General features: G+C 66.7%; 11 protein-coding genes and 1 pseudogene. 5 read left to right on the plus strand and 7 right to left on the minus strand.

The window, feature by feature from the left end:
- The 4 genes and pseudogenes from RWR81_RS05095 to RWR81_RS05110 all read right to left on the minus strand — a co-directional run.
- Positions 1-126 (minus strand): annotated as a pseudogene (locus RWR81_RS05095) (diaminopimelate dehydrogenase); the annotation flags it as partial.
- A gap of 256 nt (positions 127-382) precedes the next feature.
- Positions 383-3421, minus strand: a complete 3039-nt coding sequence (locus tag RWR81_RS05100) for a LamG domain-containing protein (protein ID WP_314455385.1) — start codon at positions 3419-3421, stop codon at positions 383-385.
- Positions 3422-3833: 412 nt separating this feature from the next.
- Positions 3834-4490 (minus strand): hypothetical protein, encoded by a 657-nt coding sequence (locus RWR81_RS05105; protein WP_314455388.1) that lies wholly within the window; start codon positions 4488-4490, stop codon positions 3834-3836.
- 131 nt (positions 4491-4621) lie between these two features.
- Positions 4622-6073, minus strand: coding sequence for a hypothetical protein (locus tag RWR81_RS05110; protein WP_314455391.1), 1452 nt, complete (start codon positions 6071-6073; stop codon positions 4622-4624).
- A gap of 638 nt (positions 6074-6711) precedes the next feature.
- On the opposite strand from RWR81_RS05110, the gene RWR81_RS05115 reads away from it, so the two are divergent.
- Positions 6712-7845: a DUF1972 domain-containing protein gene (locus tag RWR81_RS05115; RefSeq protein WP_314455479.1), complete on the plus strand. Its 1134-nt coding sequence runs from the start codon at positions 6712-6714 to the stop codon at positions 7843-7845.
- Positions 7842-9017 carry a glycosyltransferase family 4 protein gene (locus RWR81_RS05120; RefSeq protein WP_314455393.1) on the plus strand — a complete coding sequence of 392 codons (1176 nt, stop codon included), beginning with the start codon at positions 7842-7844 and terminating at the stop codon, positions 9015-9017. The genes RWR81_RS05115 and RWR81_RS05120 overlap by 4 nt, the downstream gene beginning before the upstream one ends.
- Positions 9018-9125: 108 nt before the next feature.
- Here the strand turns inward: RWR81_RS05120 and RWR81_RS05125 are convergent, their stop codons facing one another.
- The 3 genes from RWR81_RS05125 to RWR81_RS05135 all read right to left on the minus strand — a co-directional run bounded on the left by RWR81_RS05125 (position 9126) and on the right by RWR81_RS05135 (position 12344).
- Entirely contained in the window at positions 9126-10031 is a 906-nt protein-coding gene (locus tag RWR81_RS05125; RefSeq protein ID WP_314455396.1) for a hypothetical protein, read from the minus strand.
- 128 nt (positions 10032-10159) lie between these two features.
- A complete protein-coding gene (locus tag RWR81_RS05130) occupies positions 10160-10894 on the minus strand; it encodes a CDP-alcohol phosphatidyltransferase family protein (protein WP_314455399.1) in 735 nt (244 codons plus the stop codon).
- A gap of 190 nt (positions 10895-11084) precedes the next feature.
- Entirely contained in the window at positions 11085-12344 is a 1260-nt protein-coding gene (locus RWR81_RS05135) for an oligosaccharide flippase family protein (protein WP_314455482.1), read from the minus strand.
- 699 nt (positions 12345-13043) lie between these two features.
- Between RWR81_RS05135 and RWR81_RS05140 the strand changes: the two genes are divergently transcribed.
- Genes RWR81_RS05140 through RWR81_RS05150 form a run of 3 tightly spaced genes read left to right on the plus strand, consistent with a single transcriptional unit; the run spans position 13044 to position 21216 of the window.
- Positions 13044-14498 (plus strand): sugar transferase, encoded by a 1455-nt coding sequence (locus tag RWR81_RS05140; RefSeq protein ID WP_314455402.1) that lies wholly within the window; start codon positions 13044-13046, stop codon positions 14496-14498.
- Positions 14498-14938 (plus strand): adenylyltransferase/cytidyltransferase family protein, encoded by a 441-nt coding sequence (locus RWR81_RS05145; RefSeq protein ID WP_314455405.1) that lies wholly within the window; start codon positions 14498-14500, stop codon positions 14936-14938. The genes RWR81_RS05140 and RWR81_RS05145 overlap by 1 nt, the downstream gene beginning before the upstream one ends.
- Positions 14935-21216 carry an Ig-like domain-containing protein gene (locus RWR81_RS05150; RefSeq protein WP_314455408.1) on the plus strand — a complete coding sequence of 2094 codons (6282 nt, stop codon included), beginning with the start codon at positions 14935-14937 and terminating at the stop codon, positions 21214-21216. Before RWR81_RS05145 ends, RWR81_RS05150 begins: the two co-directional genes overlap by 4 nt.
- Positions 21217-21242: the final 26 nt, after the last annotated feature.

A 21242-nucleotide genomic window follows, 5' to 3' on the forward strand; every position in this document is an offset into this window, starting at 1 on the left:
AGTGGTGACCGAGGCCGGGTCGCGCCGGGTGAAGACGACGACGAGCTCCATGTCCGTGTTCTTGGTGATCGCCTGCTCGGCGCCGCGGCCGAGGTTGCCGTATCCGTTGATCGCTACCCTGATCATGGTTCCTCCTGGTGTGTTCTCGCGATGAGGCGATCTTAGGGATGGGCCGTGTTGCCGCCGTGTGACATATCGGGGAGTGGCCGAGTCCTGAGCGGTGGAGCGACAGGTGTCTGGTTGGGTCCATGCGTGCGGTGAATGCGGATCACATCGGCCTCGCAGCACCCCGGTTCACGGGCAGCTGCTCCCAGTAGGCAACGAAACGGGCCGGGCCGGGAAGAAGGTTGTTCTTCCCGGCCCGGCCCGTCACCGGCAGGTGTCAGTGCTGCTTGATGGTGATCTTGTCCACCGCCAGGTTGACGGTCTCAGGACCCGCTGAGCTGGACATGTACGTGGTCAGACCCACGGTGCCCGGCTCGTTGAGGGTCTTGTCGTTGTCAATGGCCTCGATCCCCCACTCTGCGGGCTCGGTGTCGCCGGCCCAGAACTTGGCCTGGATGTTGGTCGACTCCGCGCCGTCGACCACCATGCGCAGGTGGAGCGGCTGGCCGGCGGTGTAGGCCTGGGGCAGGACGTAGGTGCCCAGGGCGGTCTCCCGGCCCTTGGCCACCCGTGAGACCGTGACGACCGGGTTGCCGGCGCTGCCGATGCGGACCGTCGCCTGGTACTGACCGGCCTTGGTGGTGCGAGCGGCGTAGGAGATGAAGGCGCCGTTTCCAGAGGGAACTGCATCCAAGGAGAAGTCCACGACGGCGTCGGTCGACGTCGACTTGACCTGCTCGGAGACGATCGCGGTCGAGGAACGAGGACCGGCCATGGCGATCCGGCCGCTGGCGCCGTCCGCGGAGAAGGCGGCGGCGTTCCAGGTGGTCTTCCACTCACCGCCGACGTTGGCCTTGCCCCAGCCACCGTTCACGGCGCGCTCGAAGGAGTCGTCCAGCAGGGCGCTGCCCGGCTGCTCCTTGTCCTTGCCGGACTCATCCTTACCACCGTTGTCGTCGGGCTGAACCTCCTTGCCGGTGGCGGTCGTGTAGTGCTCGGCGATCTGGCGAGCGGACAGCGGCGTGCTGTAGACGGCGGCCTCGTCGATGTCGGCCTGGATGTTGGTGCTGGAGGGCTGACCATTGAATCCGGTGAGCGAGTCGCCACCGATACGCCAGTACCCGGAGTAGGTCTGCCCGCTGGTCATGGTGCCGTCGAAGGCGGCGAGGTTACCGTCCACGTAAAGCATGGCGCCAGCGGTCGGGCTCATGGAAGCCACGATGTGGTGCCACTGGCCGTCGTTGTAGTTCTTGGTGGTGGTGATGGTGGTCAGCTTGCCCGGGTAGAGCATGAAACTGAGTGCCCCATCGTTGCGCATGTACAGCACGCGGTCACGGTTCGATGACTGGGAGTCCGCGGAGGATCCGTAGCTCATGATCGCTCCTCCCGAGGTGGAGGAGGTACGCACCCAGGCCTCCATGGAGAAGGCGACCGGCGTCTGAGCGGCGACTTGGGTCGAGGCGTGTGAGTTGTTGTCACCGTCCGAGGTCAGGGCCAACGAAGCGCCGTTCCCCAGAACGGACTCGCCTCCGCGCTTGTAGGCCTTACCGTAAATCGTCATGTTTCGTTGGGCGGCGATATCCTCCGCCTTGTCACCGTCGGTCTCATCGAAGGACCAGTAGTGGGATGCGCCATCGTTGAGAACACGGACTCCGTACTTCCCCAGGCCCTGCCCCTCACCGGCTTTGACCGTCACCCAGTCAGAGACTGTGGAGGCTCCCCACTGGTCGGTCACCTGAACCCGGTAGCGGTGCGTGCTTCCGGGCTCGACAACGTCAGTGGCGCTGAGATCGGGGCGCTCCCAGAAGCCGGCGGTCACCGACTGGCTGGAGATCGGCTGCCCGTTCATGGAGTCACGGTAGACGTTGTAGGTGAGGGTGTTGTCGTCACGATCCCAGTTGGCCCTGAAGGACAGGGAGACGACGCCGGCGCGCGGGGAGGAACCGGCGACCTTGAAGGCACCGCCCTTGTCCATGGGACCCTGCTTGTTGGGGGCGATGTCGCGACGAGCGAATCGCACCAGGCCCTGCTGAGCGGTGCCGTTGACGGCCAGGAACTCACCACCGTAGACGACGTACTTGTCGTTGCCCTCCACCGTCCAGGCGGACTGGGTGGCGCCAGTGACCTTGCCCGGAGTGAAGCTGGGGTAGAAGTTGAGGTTGGTGGTGCCGTTCTGCCCGTAGTAGTCCTGGTAGTTGCCCATATGAGTGTGCTGGACCGTACCAGTGGCGGCGTTCGTATAAGCGACGGCGCTGTGGTACTGGAAACTAGCATCGGGGAATCCGCCGATGTTAGAGCAGTCGTGGGTATGACTGGCCGCGTAGACGACATCGCCGGCGGGCAGCACGTCGTAGGAGTCACCGTGGCAGTCGGCCATGTAATCGATGTCTCCGGTGTTCCAGTTCTGACGCATGACGCCCTCGAAGGAGCCGGTCCTGGAGTAGCTCGCGGAGTACAGACCATGCTCATCCGCCTTGAGGCTCATCACCGCGGCTCGACTGCCGGCGCCACGAACCACGTTGGAGACGTTGTTCTTGCGCAGGCTGCCATCGTTCTCAAGGATGGCCAGACCATAGCCGGGCCGGTCACTGCCCCCGACGGACTCGAATGAGCCGCCGATGGCCACGGCCGATCCGTCTGCGGCCCCGACAATCGCCTCAACGGAGTAGTTGTCCACCGCCGGCGCGAAGTCCGTCAGCTTCTGGGTTCTCAGATCGAGGGCCGCGGCGCGCTGCCGGGCCGAGCGGTTGATCTGAGTGAAGGCACCACCCATGTAGAGGGTTGAGCCGTCGGCGGAGACACTGAGCGCTTTGACACTATGGCTGGCGGCGGCGCCCAGCGGGGAGCGCTGGCCATCGGCGGCCTTGACCGCGGCGATGCGCCACACGGTCTGGCCGTTGAGCTGCGTGAAGTCGCCGCCGATGTAGAGGGTCTGACCATCCGCGGAAGCGGCGATCGCATGGATGCTTTCGTCAGTGGTGGGTGCCCAGTCGAGGATCTCACCGGTGTTGATGTTGTAGGCCATTGCGTTGCCACGCGGCGACTCGTTCTGGCCGGCCGGAGAGCCCGCCGGACGGACCGCACTGAACTTACCAACCGCGTAAACGATATCGCCGACAATCACCTGGTCCCAGACGATGCCATTGACCTGTGCGGTGGGCAGGGCATCGGCCGATACGGTGGCGGGAGTGCCGGAAGCGCCGACAGGGGCCGGCTCATCAGCGGCTGCGGGCGCCGCCGGTGCGAGCGCTATCGCGCCCAAGGGGACAAGGACCGCGGCCACAAGGCCGCTCAGGATTCGGCGGGGGAGCTTCACAGAGATTCCATTCAGAACATACTCAGATCACGGACACGCAACCTTGCATATGGTTGACACTCCGTGCCCGACCAGGGGCGCCGGGCTGGCTCATAGTACACCGAAGACAACATGTCTGCCGAGCCTTTGGCGCTTCACACAGCCCCACAGCCCCTTTCCACAACATCGACCTTTTGGTCGAATCATGCGATTGAGGCGCCATGCCGGGCAGATCGCCGCCTCAGCAAGCCCTGAGCATCCACCTCTGCCTTCCCGGCGACCATCATGTGGACTCGATCCCGACATCACCCTGGACGACATCACAACGAGGCAACGATTCGCCCCCCTCAACACGCCAAGGCGCTGCCCGTCACTCGCCTGCACGAGAACGACGGACAGCGCCTGAACGGAGCGATAGCGCGAGTGTCGAGGCTCAGCCGGCCGCCCCTCGGAACGTGGCGGCGCTGTGATCGGCGCCCAGGTCGACCGAGACCTTGATGTTGCCGCGCACCTCGACCGGGATGACGAAAGCACGATTGACAGTCACCTGTTGACCCACGGCGAGCGTTGCGGGCACCGCGTCCGAAGACGAGATGACCTCACTGGCGGGAGTCCCGATACCGTCGCCATAGCTGACCGTGGTGGTCAGTACGCTGGCCAACGGGATGTCCTGGTCGGAGCTGTTCATCACCGTCACCGGCACGAGAAGGCCAGCACCCCCCATCTCACCGGGAGCACTGGCGAAGTCCTGCGCCTGCGGCTGCCCGACGGAGATGACGATGCCTCCGTCAATGCTGACGGACTTGTCCAGCGGAGCCTCAGGGTACTCATCCTTCGACAGGTCGCCGTTCTCGGCGGCCTTGGGATCGATTGACGAGGCGTCTGGAGTGATGACATCGTCCGGCGGCGTCGCCGGCGCCGCCGTGGGCTCGGCGGTCCGAGTCGTCGGAACGGCGGTGCTGGAGGCCGCGCCGCCGGCAGGCGTTGCGGACGGGGTCGAGGAGCCGCCGGACTTCCCGCCCCCACAGGCGGCCAGTCCCAGCCCCAGGACCAGGACGGCGGGCAGGATCAACATTCGAGTTCGTGACACGTGGCGTAGCGTACGACCTCCGCTGCGACAGGTAACACCCCGAGCGTCCACTGAGTCCGGGAGCACATCACGACCGGGCATAGAAGCGGGTGAATCAGTGGATAAGCCGGTGGGACTCGTCAGCCTCACGGTCACCACCACCAGCCATCGCCGCCCTGGTTGCCGTCCTGGTCATCCCAGTCCCAGTCGTCCTGGTTGTCCCAGTCGGCCTTATCCTTCTTCTTCTTTTTCTTCTTGTCCTTACCTTTGTCGCCGTTGTTGCCGTTGTCCCCGTCAGCACCCTTGGCACCGGGATCGCCGCCGCTCATGGAGAAGCGGACGAGCCCCTGCTGGGAGGATCCATTGACGGCCACGAACTCACCGCCATAGACGAGGTACTGATCGTTGCCCTCGACGGTCCACGTGGCCTGCTGAGATTTGGTTTGCGTACCGTTCTGGAATCCCGGCAGGAATCCGTCGTACTGGGTGGGGGCGGGATGCCCGTAGTAGTCGGTGTAGCCGAAGGCCGTGTTATGACCCACGGTACCGGTGGCTGTGCTGGAGAAGCCGACGGCATGGTGGTAAATGCCCTGTTCCGCACCATCGGCGAAGCCACCGATGTTGCTGCAGTCGTGGGAGTGACCGGCGATATAAATGACATCCTTGGTGGGCAGTACGTCGTAGGAATCGCCGTGGCAGTCGGCCATGAGGTTGATGTCCCCGGAAGCCCAGTCGGCTCGGAACATGCCCTCGAATGCGCCTTCCTGGGAGTAGGCGACACCGTAGAAGCCCCTGGAGTCGGACTTCAGGTTCATGATCCCGGACTTCTGCCCCGCATTGCGGATGACGCTGGTGAGGTTGGTCTGACGCAGCGACCCGTCCTTCTCCAGGACGGCGACGCCGTAGCCGTTGGAGGAACCGCCCACCGACCTGAAGGAGCCACCGATGGCCACAGCCGAGTTGTCAGCCGCCACCGTGATAGAGCGCACAATAGAGTCGTCGACCGCAGGAGCGAAGCCAGTCAGCTTCTGGGTCTTGAGATCCAAGGCCGCGGCGCGCCGGCGTGCCGCGGAGTTGATCTGAGTGAAGGCGCCAGACATGTAGAGAGTGGAACCATCCGGTGAGACCTCCAGATCCATAACCTCCCCTGTAGCGGAGGCCGCCAGCGGCTTGCGCCGACCCGCAGTATCCACCGCAGCAACGCCATAAACGGCTTCATCATTGACGGACAGGAAGTTGCCGCCGAGATAGAGGGTGGAGCCGTCGGCCGAAGCCTCGACCGCGTTGACCTTGCCACCAACCTTCGGCGCCCAGTCCAACAGGGCGCCCGTCGTGATGTCGTAGGCCATGGCATTGAAGCGAGGAGACTCGTTCTCACCGGCAGCAGCGCCGGCCGGGCGAGCATTCTTGAATTCTCCGACGGCGTAGACGGTGTTACCGACCACCGCCTGGTCCCAGACGACACCGTCGATCTGGGCGGTGGGCAGGGCCTGAGGAGAAGCCAGGGCAGTCTGCCCCGGAGCCGCGACGGCCGGAGGAGCGACAATCGTAGGGGTCACGAGCGACCCAAGAACGAGAGGGAGGGCGGCGAGAACCACCCCCATACTGGAGATACTGGAGACAGCACGGGAAGGATGCACGAGTGCTCCGTTTCTTACGATACGAGGGAACATAGGTGGGCGGCGCAGTATGACGGGGCACTCCCGCCTTGCATGGGGCGGCGGCGAGAGGGGCGCCGACCACGAGGTTATTACATAGGTAACTTTTTGATAACGGCTTGGAGGGACTTTCTTCCACTCTTTTTTGTGGAATCAATCACCAAACACCTGGGTACCATACCCAATGTTCACCTTTTCGGTCGATAGCCTCTCATTAATTGGATCTGTCTTCCAGTCCCAGTTCCCACCCGAGCAGAGCGTGCCGCTTGCGCCGGAACCGAGTCAGAGCCTGCTGCCCCGAGCTGTTGCCGCACCCGATGCGTCCGTCTTCCAGCGCACGCATCACGCGAGCACGACCTCGCCTGCCTCTACAATCTTGACCGGGCAGGCGCTGCAGCCGAACCGTCGGATGCCGACGAGCTCGCGGACGCGACCCGAACCCGCTGCACTCACCTCCATCACCTCGGCGGCCCCGACTGACGTCATATCCGGTCAGGATCACCCGTTCTCGTCCCTTACCGGCTCCGCCGCCCTTCGAAAGGACTCCGTTGACTGCTGTGAACCCGGACAGGCTCCGCATCGCCATGATCGGGACGCGAGGCGTCCCCGCCCGGTACGGAGGTTTCGAGACCGCCATCGAAGAGGTGGGCCGGCGCCTGGCCACCCGCGGTCACCAGGTCCTTGTCTACTGCCGCAACCCCGAACCGGACACGCCGCTTCCCAACACCTATCTCGGGATGCGGCTGGTCGAGCTCCCCTCAGTCAAGAACCGCAGCCTGGAGACCCTGTCGCACACGGCCCTGTCAGTGGCCCACCTGCTGCGCCGCACCCACCCAGATGCCGCCTTCGTCTTCAACGCCGCCAATTCCCCCTTCCTACCCGCACTGCGTGCCGCACGAGTCCCAGTGGCCACCCATGTCGATGGCCTGGAATGGCGTCGCGGCAAGTGGGGCCCTACCGGCAAGCGCTACTACCGAGCGGCCGAGGCCCTGGCCGTGCGCTACTCGGACGCCCTCATCGCCGATGCCCAGGGCATCGCCGACTACTACACCGACGAGTTCAACGCCCCCACCGATCTCATCTCCTACGGGGCTCCCCGCATCGCTGCGGACACCTCGCGCCTGGCCGAGCTGGACCTGGCCCCCAAGGGCTTCCACCTGGTCGTCGCTCGCTTCGAGGTGGAGAACCACGTCGACGTCATCGTCGAGGGCTACGCGCGCTCCGGCGCCACGCTGCCGCTGGTCGTCGTCGGCTCAGCCCCGTACGCCGACGAGTACACCACCCGCATCGAGTCCCTGGCAGACGACCGCGTCCGACTGCTCGGTGGTCTGTGGGACCAGGAGCTGCTCGACGCGCTCTACGCCGGGGCTCTGGTCTACTACCACGGTCACTCCGTGGGGGGAACCAACCCCTCCCTCCTGCGCGCGATCGGCGCCGGGGCCGCAGTGGACGCCTTCGACGTCTCCTTCAACCGGGAGGTCCTGGGCCAGGCCGGTCGCTATTGGACGTCGCCCGACGACGTGGCCGCGCTGGTCGCCTCTGCCGAGTCCGACGTCGAGGCCCAGGCCGTGCGTGGCGAGGAGTCCCGCAAGCGGGCCGCCCTCTACGACTGGGACGAGGTCACCTCCGGCTACGAGGCCCTGGCCCGACGCCTGGCACTCGGGGGACCCACCCGTCACCGCCCCTCCGGGCGCCGCACCGGGAAGGTGAGCCTATGAGCCGGAGCACGGCAGGAGACGGCCGCGCCAGCGCCACCCGGATCCTCGTGGCCCACCCCTCCCCCGACCTCTACGGCTCGGACTGGCAGCTGGTCGAGACCATCCACGGGCTCATCGAGGCCGGGCACGAGGTTCTCGTGGCCCTTCCCCTGGATGGCCCCCTGGTCTCGGTACTTCGCGATGCCGGGGCTCGTGTGGCCGTCATGCCGTTCACAGTGCTGCGCAAGGCGCTGCTGAGCCCCAAGGGCCTGACGAGACTGGGGACCCAGTCGCTCCCGGAGATCGCGCGCCTGCGCACGATCATCCGCGCCAGCCGAGCCGGCGCAGTCCTCACCAACACGGTGACGATCCCGTGGTGGCCGGTGGCCGCGAGCGCGGCCGGCGTCCCGGTACTGGCGCATGTCCATGAGGCCGAGGACACCCAGCGCCGGTTCATCCGTGCCGGGCTCAACGCCCCGCTTCTGGCGGCGTCCCGAATCGTGGCGAACTCCGGGGCGGCCCGTGACGCGCTCCTGGACGTCCAGCCGCGCCTGGCCTCGCGCACGGAGGTGGTCCACAACGGCGTCGCCGGTCCGGAGCGGCCTCCGGAGCCGCTGCGCCCCAGGCAGCCCGGCGACTCCTTCCGGATCGCCATGGTGGGGCGTCTGTCACCACGCAAGGGTGTGGACGTGGCTCTCGACGCCGTCGGACTTCTCCGCCGCTCGGGCGTGGACGCATCTCTGCGCGTGTGCGGATCGGTCTTCCCCGGCTACGAGTGGTACGAGGAGGAGCTGCGCGAGCGTGCGACCCGGCCTGACCTGGACGGGCACGTTGAGCTGCTGGGCTATGTACGCCCCACCTGGCCTGTGCTGGAAGCCGCCGACGCCGTCGTCGTGCCCTCACGGGCCGAGCCCTTCGGGAACACGGCCGTCGAGGCGATGCACGCCGCCCGGCCACTGGCGGCCTCCCGGGTCCAGGGCCTGGCCGAGGTCGTCACCGACACGGTCACAGGTCTGCTCGTGCCCGCCGACGACGCCGAGGCCCTGGCCGACGCCCTTGGCGCCCTGGAGGCGGACCCGGCCCTGGCGACCCGGCTGGCCGAACAGGGCAAGCAAGAGGCCGCTGAGCGGTTCTCCGTGGCCGGCTACCGCACCACCATGGCCCGGATCGTGGACGAGCTCCTCGAGCACTGAGGCCCCCACCATTCCACCGAGACCGACATTCTTCGTGCAGCCCTACCGAGAAGCCGTAGGGCTGCACGAAAGGTGCCGGGCTCGGCGTGCGTCGACGGGACGCCGGCCTCAGCGCCGGGCGGGGCGCAGGGGGTCCTCGGCCAGTCCCAGGGACAGGCTGAAGTCGCCGTCAAGGGGCTGGTCGGGTCGCTCGAAGGGGACGACGCCGTCGCACAGGAAGACGGCCATCTCCACGAAGCTGGAGAAGGAGGCCCCGATGAGGTGCTGAGAGCTGGCCAGCAGGTATAGATCGACCAACCCCGCGCGCACGCCGGTGGTGGTGTTGTAGCCGCCCTTGTCGGTCAGGAAGACACAGCCGTCGAACTCACCGGCCAGCTGCTCCTGGGCCTCAGAGGTGTCGCAGGACAGGAAGAAGGGGACCTCGGGGTGGTCGGCGCGGATCCGGCGCATCCGATTCGCAAACCACTCCACCGGCGAGGACTCGATGGTCTTGGCATGGGAGACGGCGTGGGTGCGCACCTGGACGCCGACATAGGGACGCCCACGCAGGTGGGTGTCATAGACGGAGCGCACCTGATCGGCGATCTCGTCGACGGGGGTGAGCTCGCGCAACAGCTCGGTCCAGGGACGTGGGCCGGCGTGCGTACCCGTATCCTCCCCTGCCTCCTTCCAGGCAGGATCCTGCCAGGTGATGGGCAGACCGTGAGAACGGATCTGCCACAGGTGGGCTCGACGCAGTGCAGGTGTGAGTTGAACACCCTTGGGTCGGCGGTACCGAGCCAAGGGAACGAGCGTCCGGGAGATCAGCCGTGATACCGATCTTCCCCCCTGGAAGTGCCACAGCTCATCCATACGGGGACCGAAGTACTCGTCGGTACTCCACACGTAATAGAGATCCCGATTCTCGACCCGAGCGAGCTCCTGGGCGGACAGGAGCGCACGTACTCGGTTACCCAAACCGTCCCTACGTCCGGTATAGACCAGTAACGCCTTGCGGCCGCTAAGCAGAGCCATAAGATTCCTTAAGTGAACATTGTCGGAGAGGTTTGCTGAAACAGCAGGCGCTCTGGCAGCGCCGTTGGCCGCCCCTCGGCGCTCCCTTGTCAGACCGACCCCGGATCCAACGGCGGAGAGCCGACGAGCTACTGGGAGTCGCGTCTCAGGTCCCGGTACCACTTGGGCAGGGCCAGGACCACGTAACCCGCGTAGCCCAGGAGCATGATGCCGTAGATCCACAGGAAGACCGCGGGGGCGAAGCGGGTCATGAGCACGAAGCACATGAGCCCGTAGTCCGTGGGAGCCGACAGGACCGACTTGATGATGCCCGGGCGAACCTCATCCTTGGCCATGGGGGTACCGCCGTGATAGCGCAGCTGATAGGTGAGGATGTAACTGAAGAAATGGATATTCTGGACCGCTCCGAAAGCGAGTGGGATAAGCAGAACCGAGGGCGTCGGATTCGTAAACCGGAAAAGGGAGATCGCAATGGCACCATGAATGGTGGAAAGCTTGATGACGTCGGCGACATGGTCCAGCCATTCGCCGGCCTTTGATCCGCCGTTGCGCAGTCTTGCCAGCTGCCCGTCAGCAGCATCGAGCGCATAGCCGACCATGAGCAGCAGGGCGGTCGCCACGGCGGACACGATTGTGGGACGCCACAGGGCGATGAGAGCGATGCCACTGTAGGTGCACAGCGCCGAGAGCACCGTCACCTGGTCCGGGGTCGCACCCAGCCGATGGGCGATCGCGGCCAAGACACGACCCGCGGGGCGGTTGATGATGCGGGAGTAGAGGGGGGCGCCGGCCTTGGACTTCTGGGCACGGGACAGTGCCCTGATGTTCTCGGCGATGGTGGGGGGACTGGCAGGGGAGCTCATGAAGCGTCTCCTTGGATGGGGCCCGCGGATCGGGCCGGGATCAGATGGACAGTGACGGGGAAGTGCTGGGGAGTCAGGCGTGGCGGGAAGCGGCCGACGAACGGCGGGCCGCGGGTGCGGCTCGGGCCACTGTTCGGCGGGAACTGGGAACTGGAGCTGGAAGCAGAGGCCACCGCCCCGCGTCCTGCGCCTATTGCTCCGCCAACTCGCGACGGCGCCGGGCCACGTCACGGCGCACCCACCAGGCATACGGGACGATCTGACACAGGACCACCGAGATCACCGCCCCCAGGATAGGGCCGGCGGCGTCGAAAGGCCCAATGAGGACCCAGGAGATGGCGAGGTTCATCGGCACCAGGATGAGGACCGGCACCACCTGGAACTGCAGCCCACGAGGGTCGGTCATATACATGCCCAGCGGTTGCTTGGCGGCCTCGACGGCGACGTAGACGGCGAAGGCCCACACGAGAGCGGCCGGCAGGACGATCTTACCGTGAGACATGACCCGGGCGGCCCAAGGAGTGACGGCCACCAGGGCAAGCGCCAGGAGGAAGCCGCCCCCACTGAAGATCATCGCCGGCCTGAAGGGACTCTCGACACGCTTGTCAGCGCGAGCACGGGCGAACATCGGCCACATGGCGACCCCGGCCGCCATGACGGTCTGGGTCAGCATGTTGAACAGGTTGTTGGCCAGGTTGTACTCGGCCAGGGCCTGCGACTGGCCCAGATGGGACAGGAGGAGCCGGTCGGTCTGAAAGGCGATCGGGATGGCCAGGGACTGGAGGAGCTGTGGACCCGCCGTGTTGACGATGCGCACGCCCCGCACGCTGCGCAGACGCGGCACATCCCTCAGAGCGCCCCTGAACAGGGGGCGGGTGGCCCGCCAGGCGACAACGATGCAGATGACAGACACCAGCGCATTGGCGATGTAGGAGTAGATGGACACAGCATTGCCACGCCCCAGCCCGGTGATGATGGCCAGCAGCAGGAAGCAGGACATGGCCGGGGAGACGACACCCTGGCTGATGACCTGGGTGGCCGAGCGCCCCAGGCCGATGATGACGCGCTGCCCCACGGACATCGGCAGGGCTGCGGCGTAGATGATGAGGCAAACGGTGGCGGTGAGCCCTCCCCCCTCCATGAGCTTGCCGCCCAACAGCCAAGGCCACACCCCCAGCAGCATGAGGACGACGCCGACCGTGGTGATGACCAGGGCGGATCCGAGCAGGACCCGGATGGCGGTGGTGATCGTGCGCTGCACGGTCGAGTCATGAGCCGGGTCGGTCGAGCTCGCCACCGTATTGAGGATGACCGCGCCGATCCCCAGGTCGGTGAAGGGCATGAGCGTGGGGAAGGTGGCCAGCAGGCCATACTGGGCGAAGGCGTCGGTACCGAAGTACCTGATGATGAGACTGGTGTTGACCAGGCCGAAGACGCCCGAGATCCCCATGACCGCAATCTTGGCGACAGCTGTGGTTCCCACAGACGACCAGCTGGCGCCCGACGACGACCCCCGCCTGAGCGCCCTGCCGATCCGCCGCAGCGGCCGACACCGGAAAGACGATCTCATCGCCACTCCGGCACCTTCATCCACCGCTGAAACACTTGCTGCTCCTGCAGTGTCCACAGGCATCCCACGATCCGTAGCACCTACGGGGTCAGCACCCGCCGTCGGGGCCGGCGTGGGCGCCGAAGAGCTCGGCTGGATCACATCGCACTCCTGATGTTGTAGGAAGGTAACAATTCGGCGTCGAGAGGAGGCCTGAAGACAGGCATGAGGGTAGACGCACAATCATCAACAACCTGCTATCTTTTGTTTATCGACTTGTGACATTGACCGATCCCCCAACGACCCCCCTTGGCACAACCCCAGCAAAGTGGCCTTGACCAGGCCAGACACCCCCCGCTGGAAGAACTCTGAAAGGTCCCTCATAAGTGTATTGGCACCCCCGTATCGTTGCTCACCTGTAACATAGAGTCACCCCAAACTCATCCCGACTTCCTGTCCTGGCCTTGCGATCTTGGCCACTTCCCACAAATATCGCCGCCCAGAGTTAGTAGCATTCTAAAACTGCTGCTGTTCACGACGTTCTGTCAGCACTACTCGACCAACTATTACCCACCCTCGACCATCCCTGCGGAGTCCACCTTGTCTAGTTCGACCCTGACACTGCCTCAGCGCGAGCAGTACCGGCGTTCCTCGGCAGCAGCAACCGGCGCCGCCCCCGCCACCGCTCCGCGCAGTCCCTGGGCGCGCACGCGCCGCGATCTCACCATCTGGCTCATACTTTCCGACCTCTTCGCCATCGCCGTTCCTGCCTGGATCGCACTGCTGGCCGGGAATCTCCTGCTGGCCGGGACCGCAGCCGCCGTGGGTGCCACGATGGTGCTCACCGCCTGGTCCCTCGGAGCACTCGGCATCGACGCCGTGGAACAGGCCGGCCCCAGCACGGTCCGCTTCGCCGCCGCCGCCACCGTGAGCATCCCTGTCGCACTGTTGCTGGCCGATCTCTCCGGCGCCGCGCGCGCCACCCTGCTGACCGCCCTGGCCGTCCAGCTCCTCATGTCCATCACCGGGCGCTCCATCGAGTCCGGCTGGCTGCACCGTCGCCGCCTCGAGGGACACGCGCTGCGCCGCACGCTCATCGTCATGGGCTCGGGAGCCCAGCCCATGCTCACCCAGCTGCGCCGCCACCCCATGGACGGATTCCTCATCGTGGGCTACCTGTCCTCCGGACAGGACCGGGCCTTCCACTCGGCGGAGCCCGTACGCAGCCCTCAGCACATCGCTCAGACCCTGCACGCCGAGCGCATCGACGCCGTGATGACGGTCGGCTCGGTGACCCCGGAAGACCTGGTGACCCTCATGCGCGGCCTGGAGTCCACCCAGGCGCGCCTCGTCGTCGCCCCCGGCCTGCAGGACGTCGTACCCAGCCGTATGCGGGCCCTGACCGTCACACACGGCTGGACCGGCCTCATCGCCGTCAAGACCCGCAGCACTAGGGCGCTGGGCAAGGCCCTGTTCGACCGGGTCGCTGGCGCCATCGGACTGCTCCTCATCTCGCCGCTGCTGGCGGCCACCGCAGTTGCGATCCGTATCGACTCCCCCGGACCGGTCTTCTACACCCAGACCCGCGTGGGTCAGAACGGCAAGCCCTTCACCATGTGGAAGTTCCGCTCGATGTACATCGACTCCGACGCTCGCCGCGCGTCAGTGGTCAAGGCCGGCGGCGACGCCGGTAACGAAGTCATGTTCAAGGACCGGCAGGACCCGCGCATCACCCGCGTGGGCCGCTGGATCCGCCGCCTGTCGATCGACGAGCTGCCCCAGCTCATCAACGTCGTGCGCGGAGACATGAGTCTGGTGGGGCCCCGCCCCGCGCTTCCCGTCGAGGTCGCCAAATACGACACCGAGGCACTGCGTCGTCTCCTGGTCAAGCCCGGACTGACCGGCCTGTGGCAGGTCTCCGGGCGGTCGGACCTGTCCTGGGCCTCCACCGTGGCCCTGGACCGTCACTACGTGGAGAACCGGGGCGGAGCCCTGGACGCGAAGATCTTCGCCGGGACGCTGCGCGCGGTCATCGGCGGAAAGGGGGCTTACTGATGATCACCGGCTACGTTCCTGGCGGCTTCGACATGCTGCATGTGGGACACCTCAACATCCTCACCGAGGCCGCCAAGCGCTGCGACCATCTCATCGCCGGAGTCGCCACCGATGAGTCGCTGGAGCGGATGAAGGGGCGCGGTCCCATCGTGCCTCTGGCCGAACGCCTGGCCATGGTATCCGCCCTGCGCATGGTGGACTCCGTAGTCCCCGACTACGACCAGGACAAGCGCCTGGCCTGGCGCCGCTCGCCCTTCGACGTGCTGTTCAAGGGCACCGACTGGGAGGGGACGGACAAGGGCCGCCGTCTCGAGGCCGAGATGGCCGAGGTCGGCGCCTCGGTGGTCTACCTGCCGTACACACCCACCACCTCCTCGACGATGCTGCGCCGGACTCTCGTTCAGGAGGTCGCTTCCCGCAGTCCCCAAGGGGCCCCGTGACCACTTCACGTAACGACTTCGAAGCGCCCGGCAACCCGTCGGACAGCATCGATCCCGCCACAGCCGCCTCCGGTGCCGGTGACGGCGGGAACCACCGATCCGGCACCGGTGCCACCCAGACCGATCAGTCCGCAACAGACCGCCGCGGTCCTCTTGCCCGCGCCGCAAGCGCCCTGCGTCCGCACCGCCGGCCCAAGAAGTCCGCAGACCCCACGGCCGCCGACAGCGCTCAGCGCACAGGGTCGGGACTCACTTCCGGCACGACCACCTCCCGCCTGGCGGCGACCTTCCGCATCCCCCAGTCGCGGGCCCAGCGTCAACGGCTGCGCAAGCGCCTGTCCTCCCTGGCAGCGGTCCTGTGCGCAGCCGCCCTGGCGACGGCCGCCTGGCTGCACGACGGCGTGGCCCAAGCCGACCTGCATCTCAATGACGGCGGCGTGTGGGTCACCTCGACCTCAAACCACCTCGTTGCCCGACTCAACTTCCCCTCCCGCGAGGTCGACGGCGCGATTCGTACCTCCTCGTCGTCCTTCGACGTCACCCAGAACGCCGAGGACGTACTCGTCCCCGACTCCGGTGACGCCTCCGTGTCATCGGTCGACCCCTCCCAGGTCTCCTTCTCCGGGCGCACCCAGCTCACCAAGGGCGTGACGATCGCCCAGGGCGGGGACCGAGTCATCGCCATCGACAAGGTCCAGGGCACCATCCGTGCCACCAGGGCCAAGACGGTCGGTTCTCTGACCGCAGCCGCCCCAGTGGTCACCGGCATGCCCGACGTCGTCGCCGTCGTCGGGAACGACGGCTCCATCCACGCCGCCTCGGCCACCACCAAGTCCTTGGTCTCCCTGCAGGCCAGTAGCAAGACCTGGAAGGAGGCCGCCAACACCTCCCTGTCGCTGACCACCGGCACCGACCTGGCCATCACGGCCGTCGGTGACAAGCCCGTGGTTCTGGAACGCAGCACCGGCGTCCTCCACCTGCCCGAGGGCAAGACCGTCAACCTGGGAGCCTCCGGCCTGGTGCTCCAGCAGCCCGGTCCCGAGGCGGACTCCGTCCTGGTCGCCTCCCGCGACGCCCTGGTGTCCGTACCTCTGGACGGCGGCAAGGTGACCAAGACGCCGTCGTCCAAGGAGAGCCCCGTCCCCGAGGGCGTCCCCGCGCAGCCGGTACGCCTGGGCAAGTGCGTGTATGCGGCCTGGTCCGGATCGGGTCAGTTCGTGCGCAGCTGCTCGGGCCTGCTCGGCGACACCGACACCGTCCACGACGACCGTCTGGCCTCCTCCTCCGCCCCGCTCTTCCGGGTCAACCGCGATGCCATCGTGCTCAACGACCTGGAGACGGGATCGGTGTGGCTGCCCAACGAGGACCTCGTCCTCATCGACGACTGGACGGACAAGACTGCTCAGACAGACGACAATGCCGACCAGAAGGACGACTCCGCCGACACCTCGGAGTCCCAGACACCACCGGAACGCACCGAGGAGAATCACGCCCCCAAGGCAGTTGACGACCACGTCGGCGTGCGTCCGGGCCGCTCCGCGCTCCTGCCCGTCCTGGCCAACGACTCCGACCCCGACGGTGACGTCCTCACCGCCACCCCGCAGGACACCGGAGGATCACTGACGGCCACCAAGGCGCAAGGCGGACTGGCTCTGCGCATGGATGTCCCGGACAATGCCACCGGCAGCTACTCCGTGCCCTACACCGCCGACGACGGCCGCGGCATGAGCGACTCCGCCGTCGCCACGGTGGACGTCCACGGCTGGGACGTCAACACCGCCCCCAACCAGGTCACCACTCCGACCCTCACCGTCGCCGAGGGGGCCTCCGGCTCCCTGGACGTACTGGGCCACTGGCAGGACCCCGATGGGGACGACCTCTACCTGGTCTCCGCCCAGGGCGAGGGGATGGACGTCAAGGTCTCCAACGAGGGCACCGTCACCGTACGCGAGCTGGGAGCCGGCACCGGCACCCGGGACCTGACCGTCACCGTCTCCGACGGCCGGGAGACCAGTTCCGGTGTGGTCAAGGTCGACGTGCAGCCGGCCCAGTCGGCCAAGCCGATCGCCAACGCAGACCATGTACGCGTCGTCGCCGGGACCAAGGCCGTCGTCTCCCCCTTGAGCAACGACACCTCGCCCTCCGGGGGAACCCTGCGCCTGGCCGCGGTCCAGGAGGCGCCGGCGGGGACCTCCATCGATGTCGACCAGCAGGCGGGCGTCTTCACCTTCACCACCGACGCCGGCGCCCAGGCCCAGACCTACTACCTCACCTACGACGTCATGGACGGGGCCAACACGGCCCAGGGGATCGTGCGCGTCGACGTCACCCCCAAGGCGGACGCCACGGTGCCACCCGAGGTCGAGAACGACACCGCCTTGCTGCGCAACGGCGGCTCAACGACCATCGCCCCGATCAACAACGACTTCGACCCCTCTGGAGGGATCCTGGTCCTGCAGTCGGTGAGTACCCCGCCGGACTCCGGTGTCACCGTCACGGTCGTGGACCACTCCCTGCTGCAGATCACCGCGTCCAGCACCGTCCCGCCCAACCTCACGATCGACTACACCGTCACCAACGGCACGTCCAGCGCCACTGGAAAGGTCGCGATCGTCCCAGTGACCCAGTCCCAGCCGCAGCCACCGGTCGCCACCGATGACACCGCCGTCGTGCGCGCCGGCGACGTCGTCACCGCGTCCGTCCTGGACAACGACTCCTCCCCCTCAGGTCTCAATCTGTCGGTGGACTCCCAGGTCAGCCTGGTGGGCGACGAGCTGGGCACCGCCTGGGTCAGCGAGGACACCCTCCGCTTCCGCGCCGGCAACCGGCCCGGACGCACGGCCTACGCCTACACGGTCAAGGACGATCAGGGGCAGACCGCCTCGGGGGTCCTCACCGTGGAGGTGCGCGCGCAGGACGCCGACCACAACTCCGCCCCGTCCCCGCGCAACCTGGAGGCCCGCACCCTGTCGGGCTCGGCCACAAACATCACCGTGCCACTGGACGGCATCGATCCTGACGGCGACTCGGTGAGTCTCGTGGGCCTCAACCAGGCCCCCTCCCTGGGCTCGGTGGAGGTCAACTCCTCGTGGCTCACCTACAAGCCCGCCGAGGGCGCCACCGGCACCGACACCTTCACCTACGTCGTCGAGGACCGTTTCGGGGCCCAGTCCACCGGGACGGTGCGAGTGGGGGTCGCTCAGGCCTCACCGATCAATGTGGCACCTGTGGCCACCGACGACCTGGTCGTGGCCAAGCCCGGGCGCACCGTGGCCGTGGACGTCCTGTCCAACGACCTGGACACCGACGGAGACAGTCTGTCCCTGGAGGGCGACCCGGTCTCCAGCGACCCATCGCTGGGCGTGTCCACCCGCGCCGGACGCCTGGTGCTGGAGCTGCCGGGCAAGGAGGGCAACCACTCGGTTGCCTACACCGTCTCCGACGGGCGCGGCGGCACCGACACGGGAACCGTCACCGTGCAGGTCTCCAACAACGCGCCGCTGGCCAATCCGGTGGGCGTGGACGACTACGTCACCGTCGATCAGGTCGACGCCAACGGCAGAGTGACCATCCCGGTGCTGGACAACGACAAGGACACCGACGGATCGCCGTGGGACCTCAAGCTCTCCTCCTCCGACCCCGACGTCGAGGTGGGCAAGGACTCCATCAGCCTGACGGTGGGCGAGACCCAGCGGCTCGTGCTCTACACAGTCACCGACACCGACGGGCTGACCGGTCATGCCGTCGTCGTGGTGCCCGCCAGGTCCGCCCTGCGGCCCCGTATCAACCCCTCGGCCGTGCCCGCCCGCGCACTGGCGGACAAGACCACGGACATCAACCTGTCCTCCTACATCCTCACCCGTGAGGGCACCAAGCCCGTCATCACGGATTCCTCCTCGATACACATGGCCAAGGGCACCAAGGACGCCAAGACCGCCTCGGATGGGACGGCACTGTCGTTCACACCCGAGTCGGGCTTCACCGGTCAGACCTCGGTGACCTTCACAGTGGCCGACGGCACCGGCTCGGACGCCCTGAGCGCCACACTCACACTGCCGATCGTCGTGGACTCCTCGACGAACAAGCCACCGACATTCACCCCCACCGAAGTGACGGTGGCACCCGGCGAGGGAGCCGTCACGGCCAACCTGGCGGCCATGACCACCGACCCGGACCCGAGTGACAAGCTCTCCTTCCAGGCCGGCCCCGCCCCCGCGGGCTTCGAGATCTCCCTGAGCGGGTCATCGCTGTCCGTCAAGGCCGCGAACAAGTCCTCCGAGGGCACCACCGGCTCCATCCCGATCACCGTCTCCGACGGCGTCAACCCACCTGTGAGCGCCTCCCTGCCCGTGAGGGTGAGTGCCTCCAACAAGCCGCTCATGACCACGGCACCGATCAACCTGGAGTCCCGCAATGGTGAAGCGGTGAGCACCGACGTGTCCACCGCGGTGAGCAACCCCTTCCCGGACAAGCCGATCACCTTGTCCGGCACTCCGATGATCACCTCCGGTCAGGGCACGGTGAGTGCCTCCGGCACCACCGTGACCATCGCCCCGGCCGCCGGCTTCCACGGCACCATCACCGTCGAGTACAAGGTGCTGGACTCCACCGGCTCCGAATCACGGGCCGTCACCGGCACCATCACCGTGCAGGTGGGAAGCGTGGTGCCCGCAGCCCCCTCCGGGGTGAACGTGGCGCCCGTGAGCGCGACCTCAGCGCGCGTGTCCTGGACCGACGGTGACTCCAACGGCCCTCCCATCACCGGCTACAAGGTGAGGGTCGACGGCGTTGAGCAGTCCTGTTCGACAGCGAACTGCCTCATCACCGGCTTGGAGACCGGCCACTCCTACAGCATCCAGGTAGTGGCCACCAACAAGTACGGCGATTCCGAGGCCACGACGGTGCCCTACCTTCACAACGCCGCCGCCAAGACCCCGGCCGCCCCCATGCTGACGGCCGGCTCAGGCACGGTCACTGCCGCCTGGAGCCCGGTGGACGATCCCACCGGAGCCGGGATGACCTATGACGTGCGCCTCTCGGACGGCCAGATCCTCAGAGGTCTGACCGGGTTCCAGGCCGAGTTCTCGGTGGCCCCGGGCCGTGGCTATACGGCGCAGGTGCGCGCCGTCCCGAGCCAGGGAGACCCCTCGGACTGGTCCTCCTCATCGAACCCGGTGTCTCCCTATGGGGAGCCAAGCGCCCCCGGGACGCCTGTCATCACTCCCAACGGGGGAACGGTCGGCATCAGCTGGCAGGCGGCCAACGGCAACGGCAGCCCCGTGACCTACACGCTGCACTACACCAACGGCAACGCCGGCGACTCGAAGAACGTCGGAGACGCCACCTCCACCACCGTCTCGCTGTCTTCGGGGACCTGGACCTTCTGGGTCGAGGCCGACAACGGTTACGGCACCAGGACCTCCGCCCAGGCCAGCTACACCTTCAAGTCGACTCCGCTGCCCCCGTCGACCCCCGTCGTCAAGGCCACCGGCAACAGTGGCGAGCTGTCCGTGAACGCCTCGCCCCGCGCAGGCAACGGCTGGAGCGTGGGCGACCTGTCGGTGGAGTACTCGGTCGACCAGGTCAATTGGACCGGCTCCTCCACCATCCGGGGTCTGGCCGACGGACAGGCATACACGGTCTACGCCCGGGCCAACGGCGGCGGGCAGCACTCCGAGGTCGTCGCCTCCTCGCCGGTGGCGCCCTACGGTCCGCCGTCGGCACCGTCGGTCTCCTGCTCACTCGATGGCACCGACCAGGTCACCTGCACCTGGTCGCCCGGACCGGCAGGTGATCAGCCCACCAAGTACAAGTACAAGATCAAGTACAAGGGCGATGATTCCGACGACTTCGAGAAGGGGAGGATCAGCCCTGGAGAAACCTTCTCCACCGATATCGAACCTGGTGAGACCGTCACGGGATGCGTGCGGGCCAAGAACGACTCCGGCAAGTCCGACTGGAGCTGCAGCTCGGTGACAGCCCCGGAGAAGCCGAATGTCGAAACTCTTCCGGTCGGCGCCCAGCAGCAGTTCCCTATCGACTACACCCAGACCTGTCGCCCCTTCGGCTCTTGGGGCAGCTGCTATTGGCTGGTCGTTGACCTCACTGGCAACCCCAACAGCACCATGAGCTGCGGCTACTACTACAGGAACGGATGGGACTGGAACGTCTACTGGCACGAGGAGACGGTAGCCCTCGATAGGAACGGTTACGCCCGACACACCTTCCCCGGCCAAACCCCGAACTGGAACGAGACAATCGCCTGCACCCAACAGTGACCGGGTCGGTGATCGTATCGATGCCC

The organism is uncultured Actinomyces sp. (genome assembly GCF_963526355.1).
In the GTDB taxonomy this organism is placed as follows: Bacteria; Actinomycetota; Actinomycetes; order Actinomycetales; family Actinomycetaceae; genus Actinomyces.

What these genes read in the sequence shown, in the direction of transcription:
- RWR81_RS05110 (WP_314455391.1), bottom strand. Translation starts at nt 6,073, where the DNA reads ATGGGGGTGGTTCTCGCCGCCCTCCCTCTCGTTCTTGGGTCGCTCGTG.
- RWR81_RS05115 (WP_314455479.1), top strand. Translation starts at nt 6,712, where the DNA reads ATGATCGGGACGCGAGGCGTCCCCGCCCGGTACGGAGGTTTCGAGACC.
- RWR81_RS05120 (WP_314455393.1), top strand. Translation starts at nt 7,842, where the DNA reads ATGAGCCGGAGCACGGCAGGAGACGGCCGCGCCAGCGCCACCCGGATC.
- RWR81_RS05125 (WP_314455396.1), bottom strand. Translation starts at nt 10,031, where the DNA reads ATGGCTCTGCTTAGCGGCCGCAAGGCGTTACTGGTCTATACCGGACGT.
- RWR81_RS05130 (WP_314455399.1), bottom strand. Translation starts at nt 10,894, where the DNA reads ATGAGCTCCCCTGCCAGTCCCCCCACCATCGCCGAGAACATCAGGGCA.
- RWR81_RS05135 (WP_314455482.1), bottom strand. Translation starts at nt 12,344, where the DNA reads ATGGGGATCTCGGGCGTCTTCGGCCTGGTCAACACCAGTCTCATCATC.
- RWR81_RS05145 (WP_314455405.1), top strand. Translation starts at nt 14,498, where the DNA reads ATGATCACCGGCTACGTTCCTGGCGGCTTCGACATGCTGCATGTGGGA.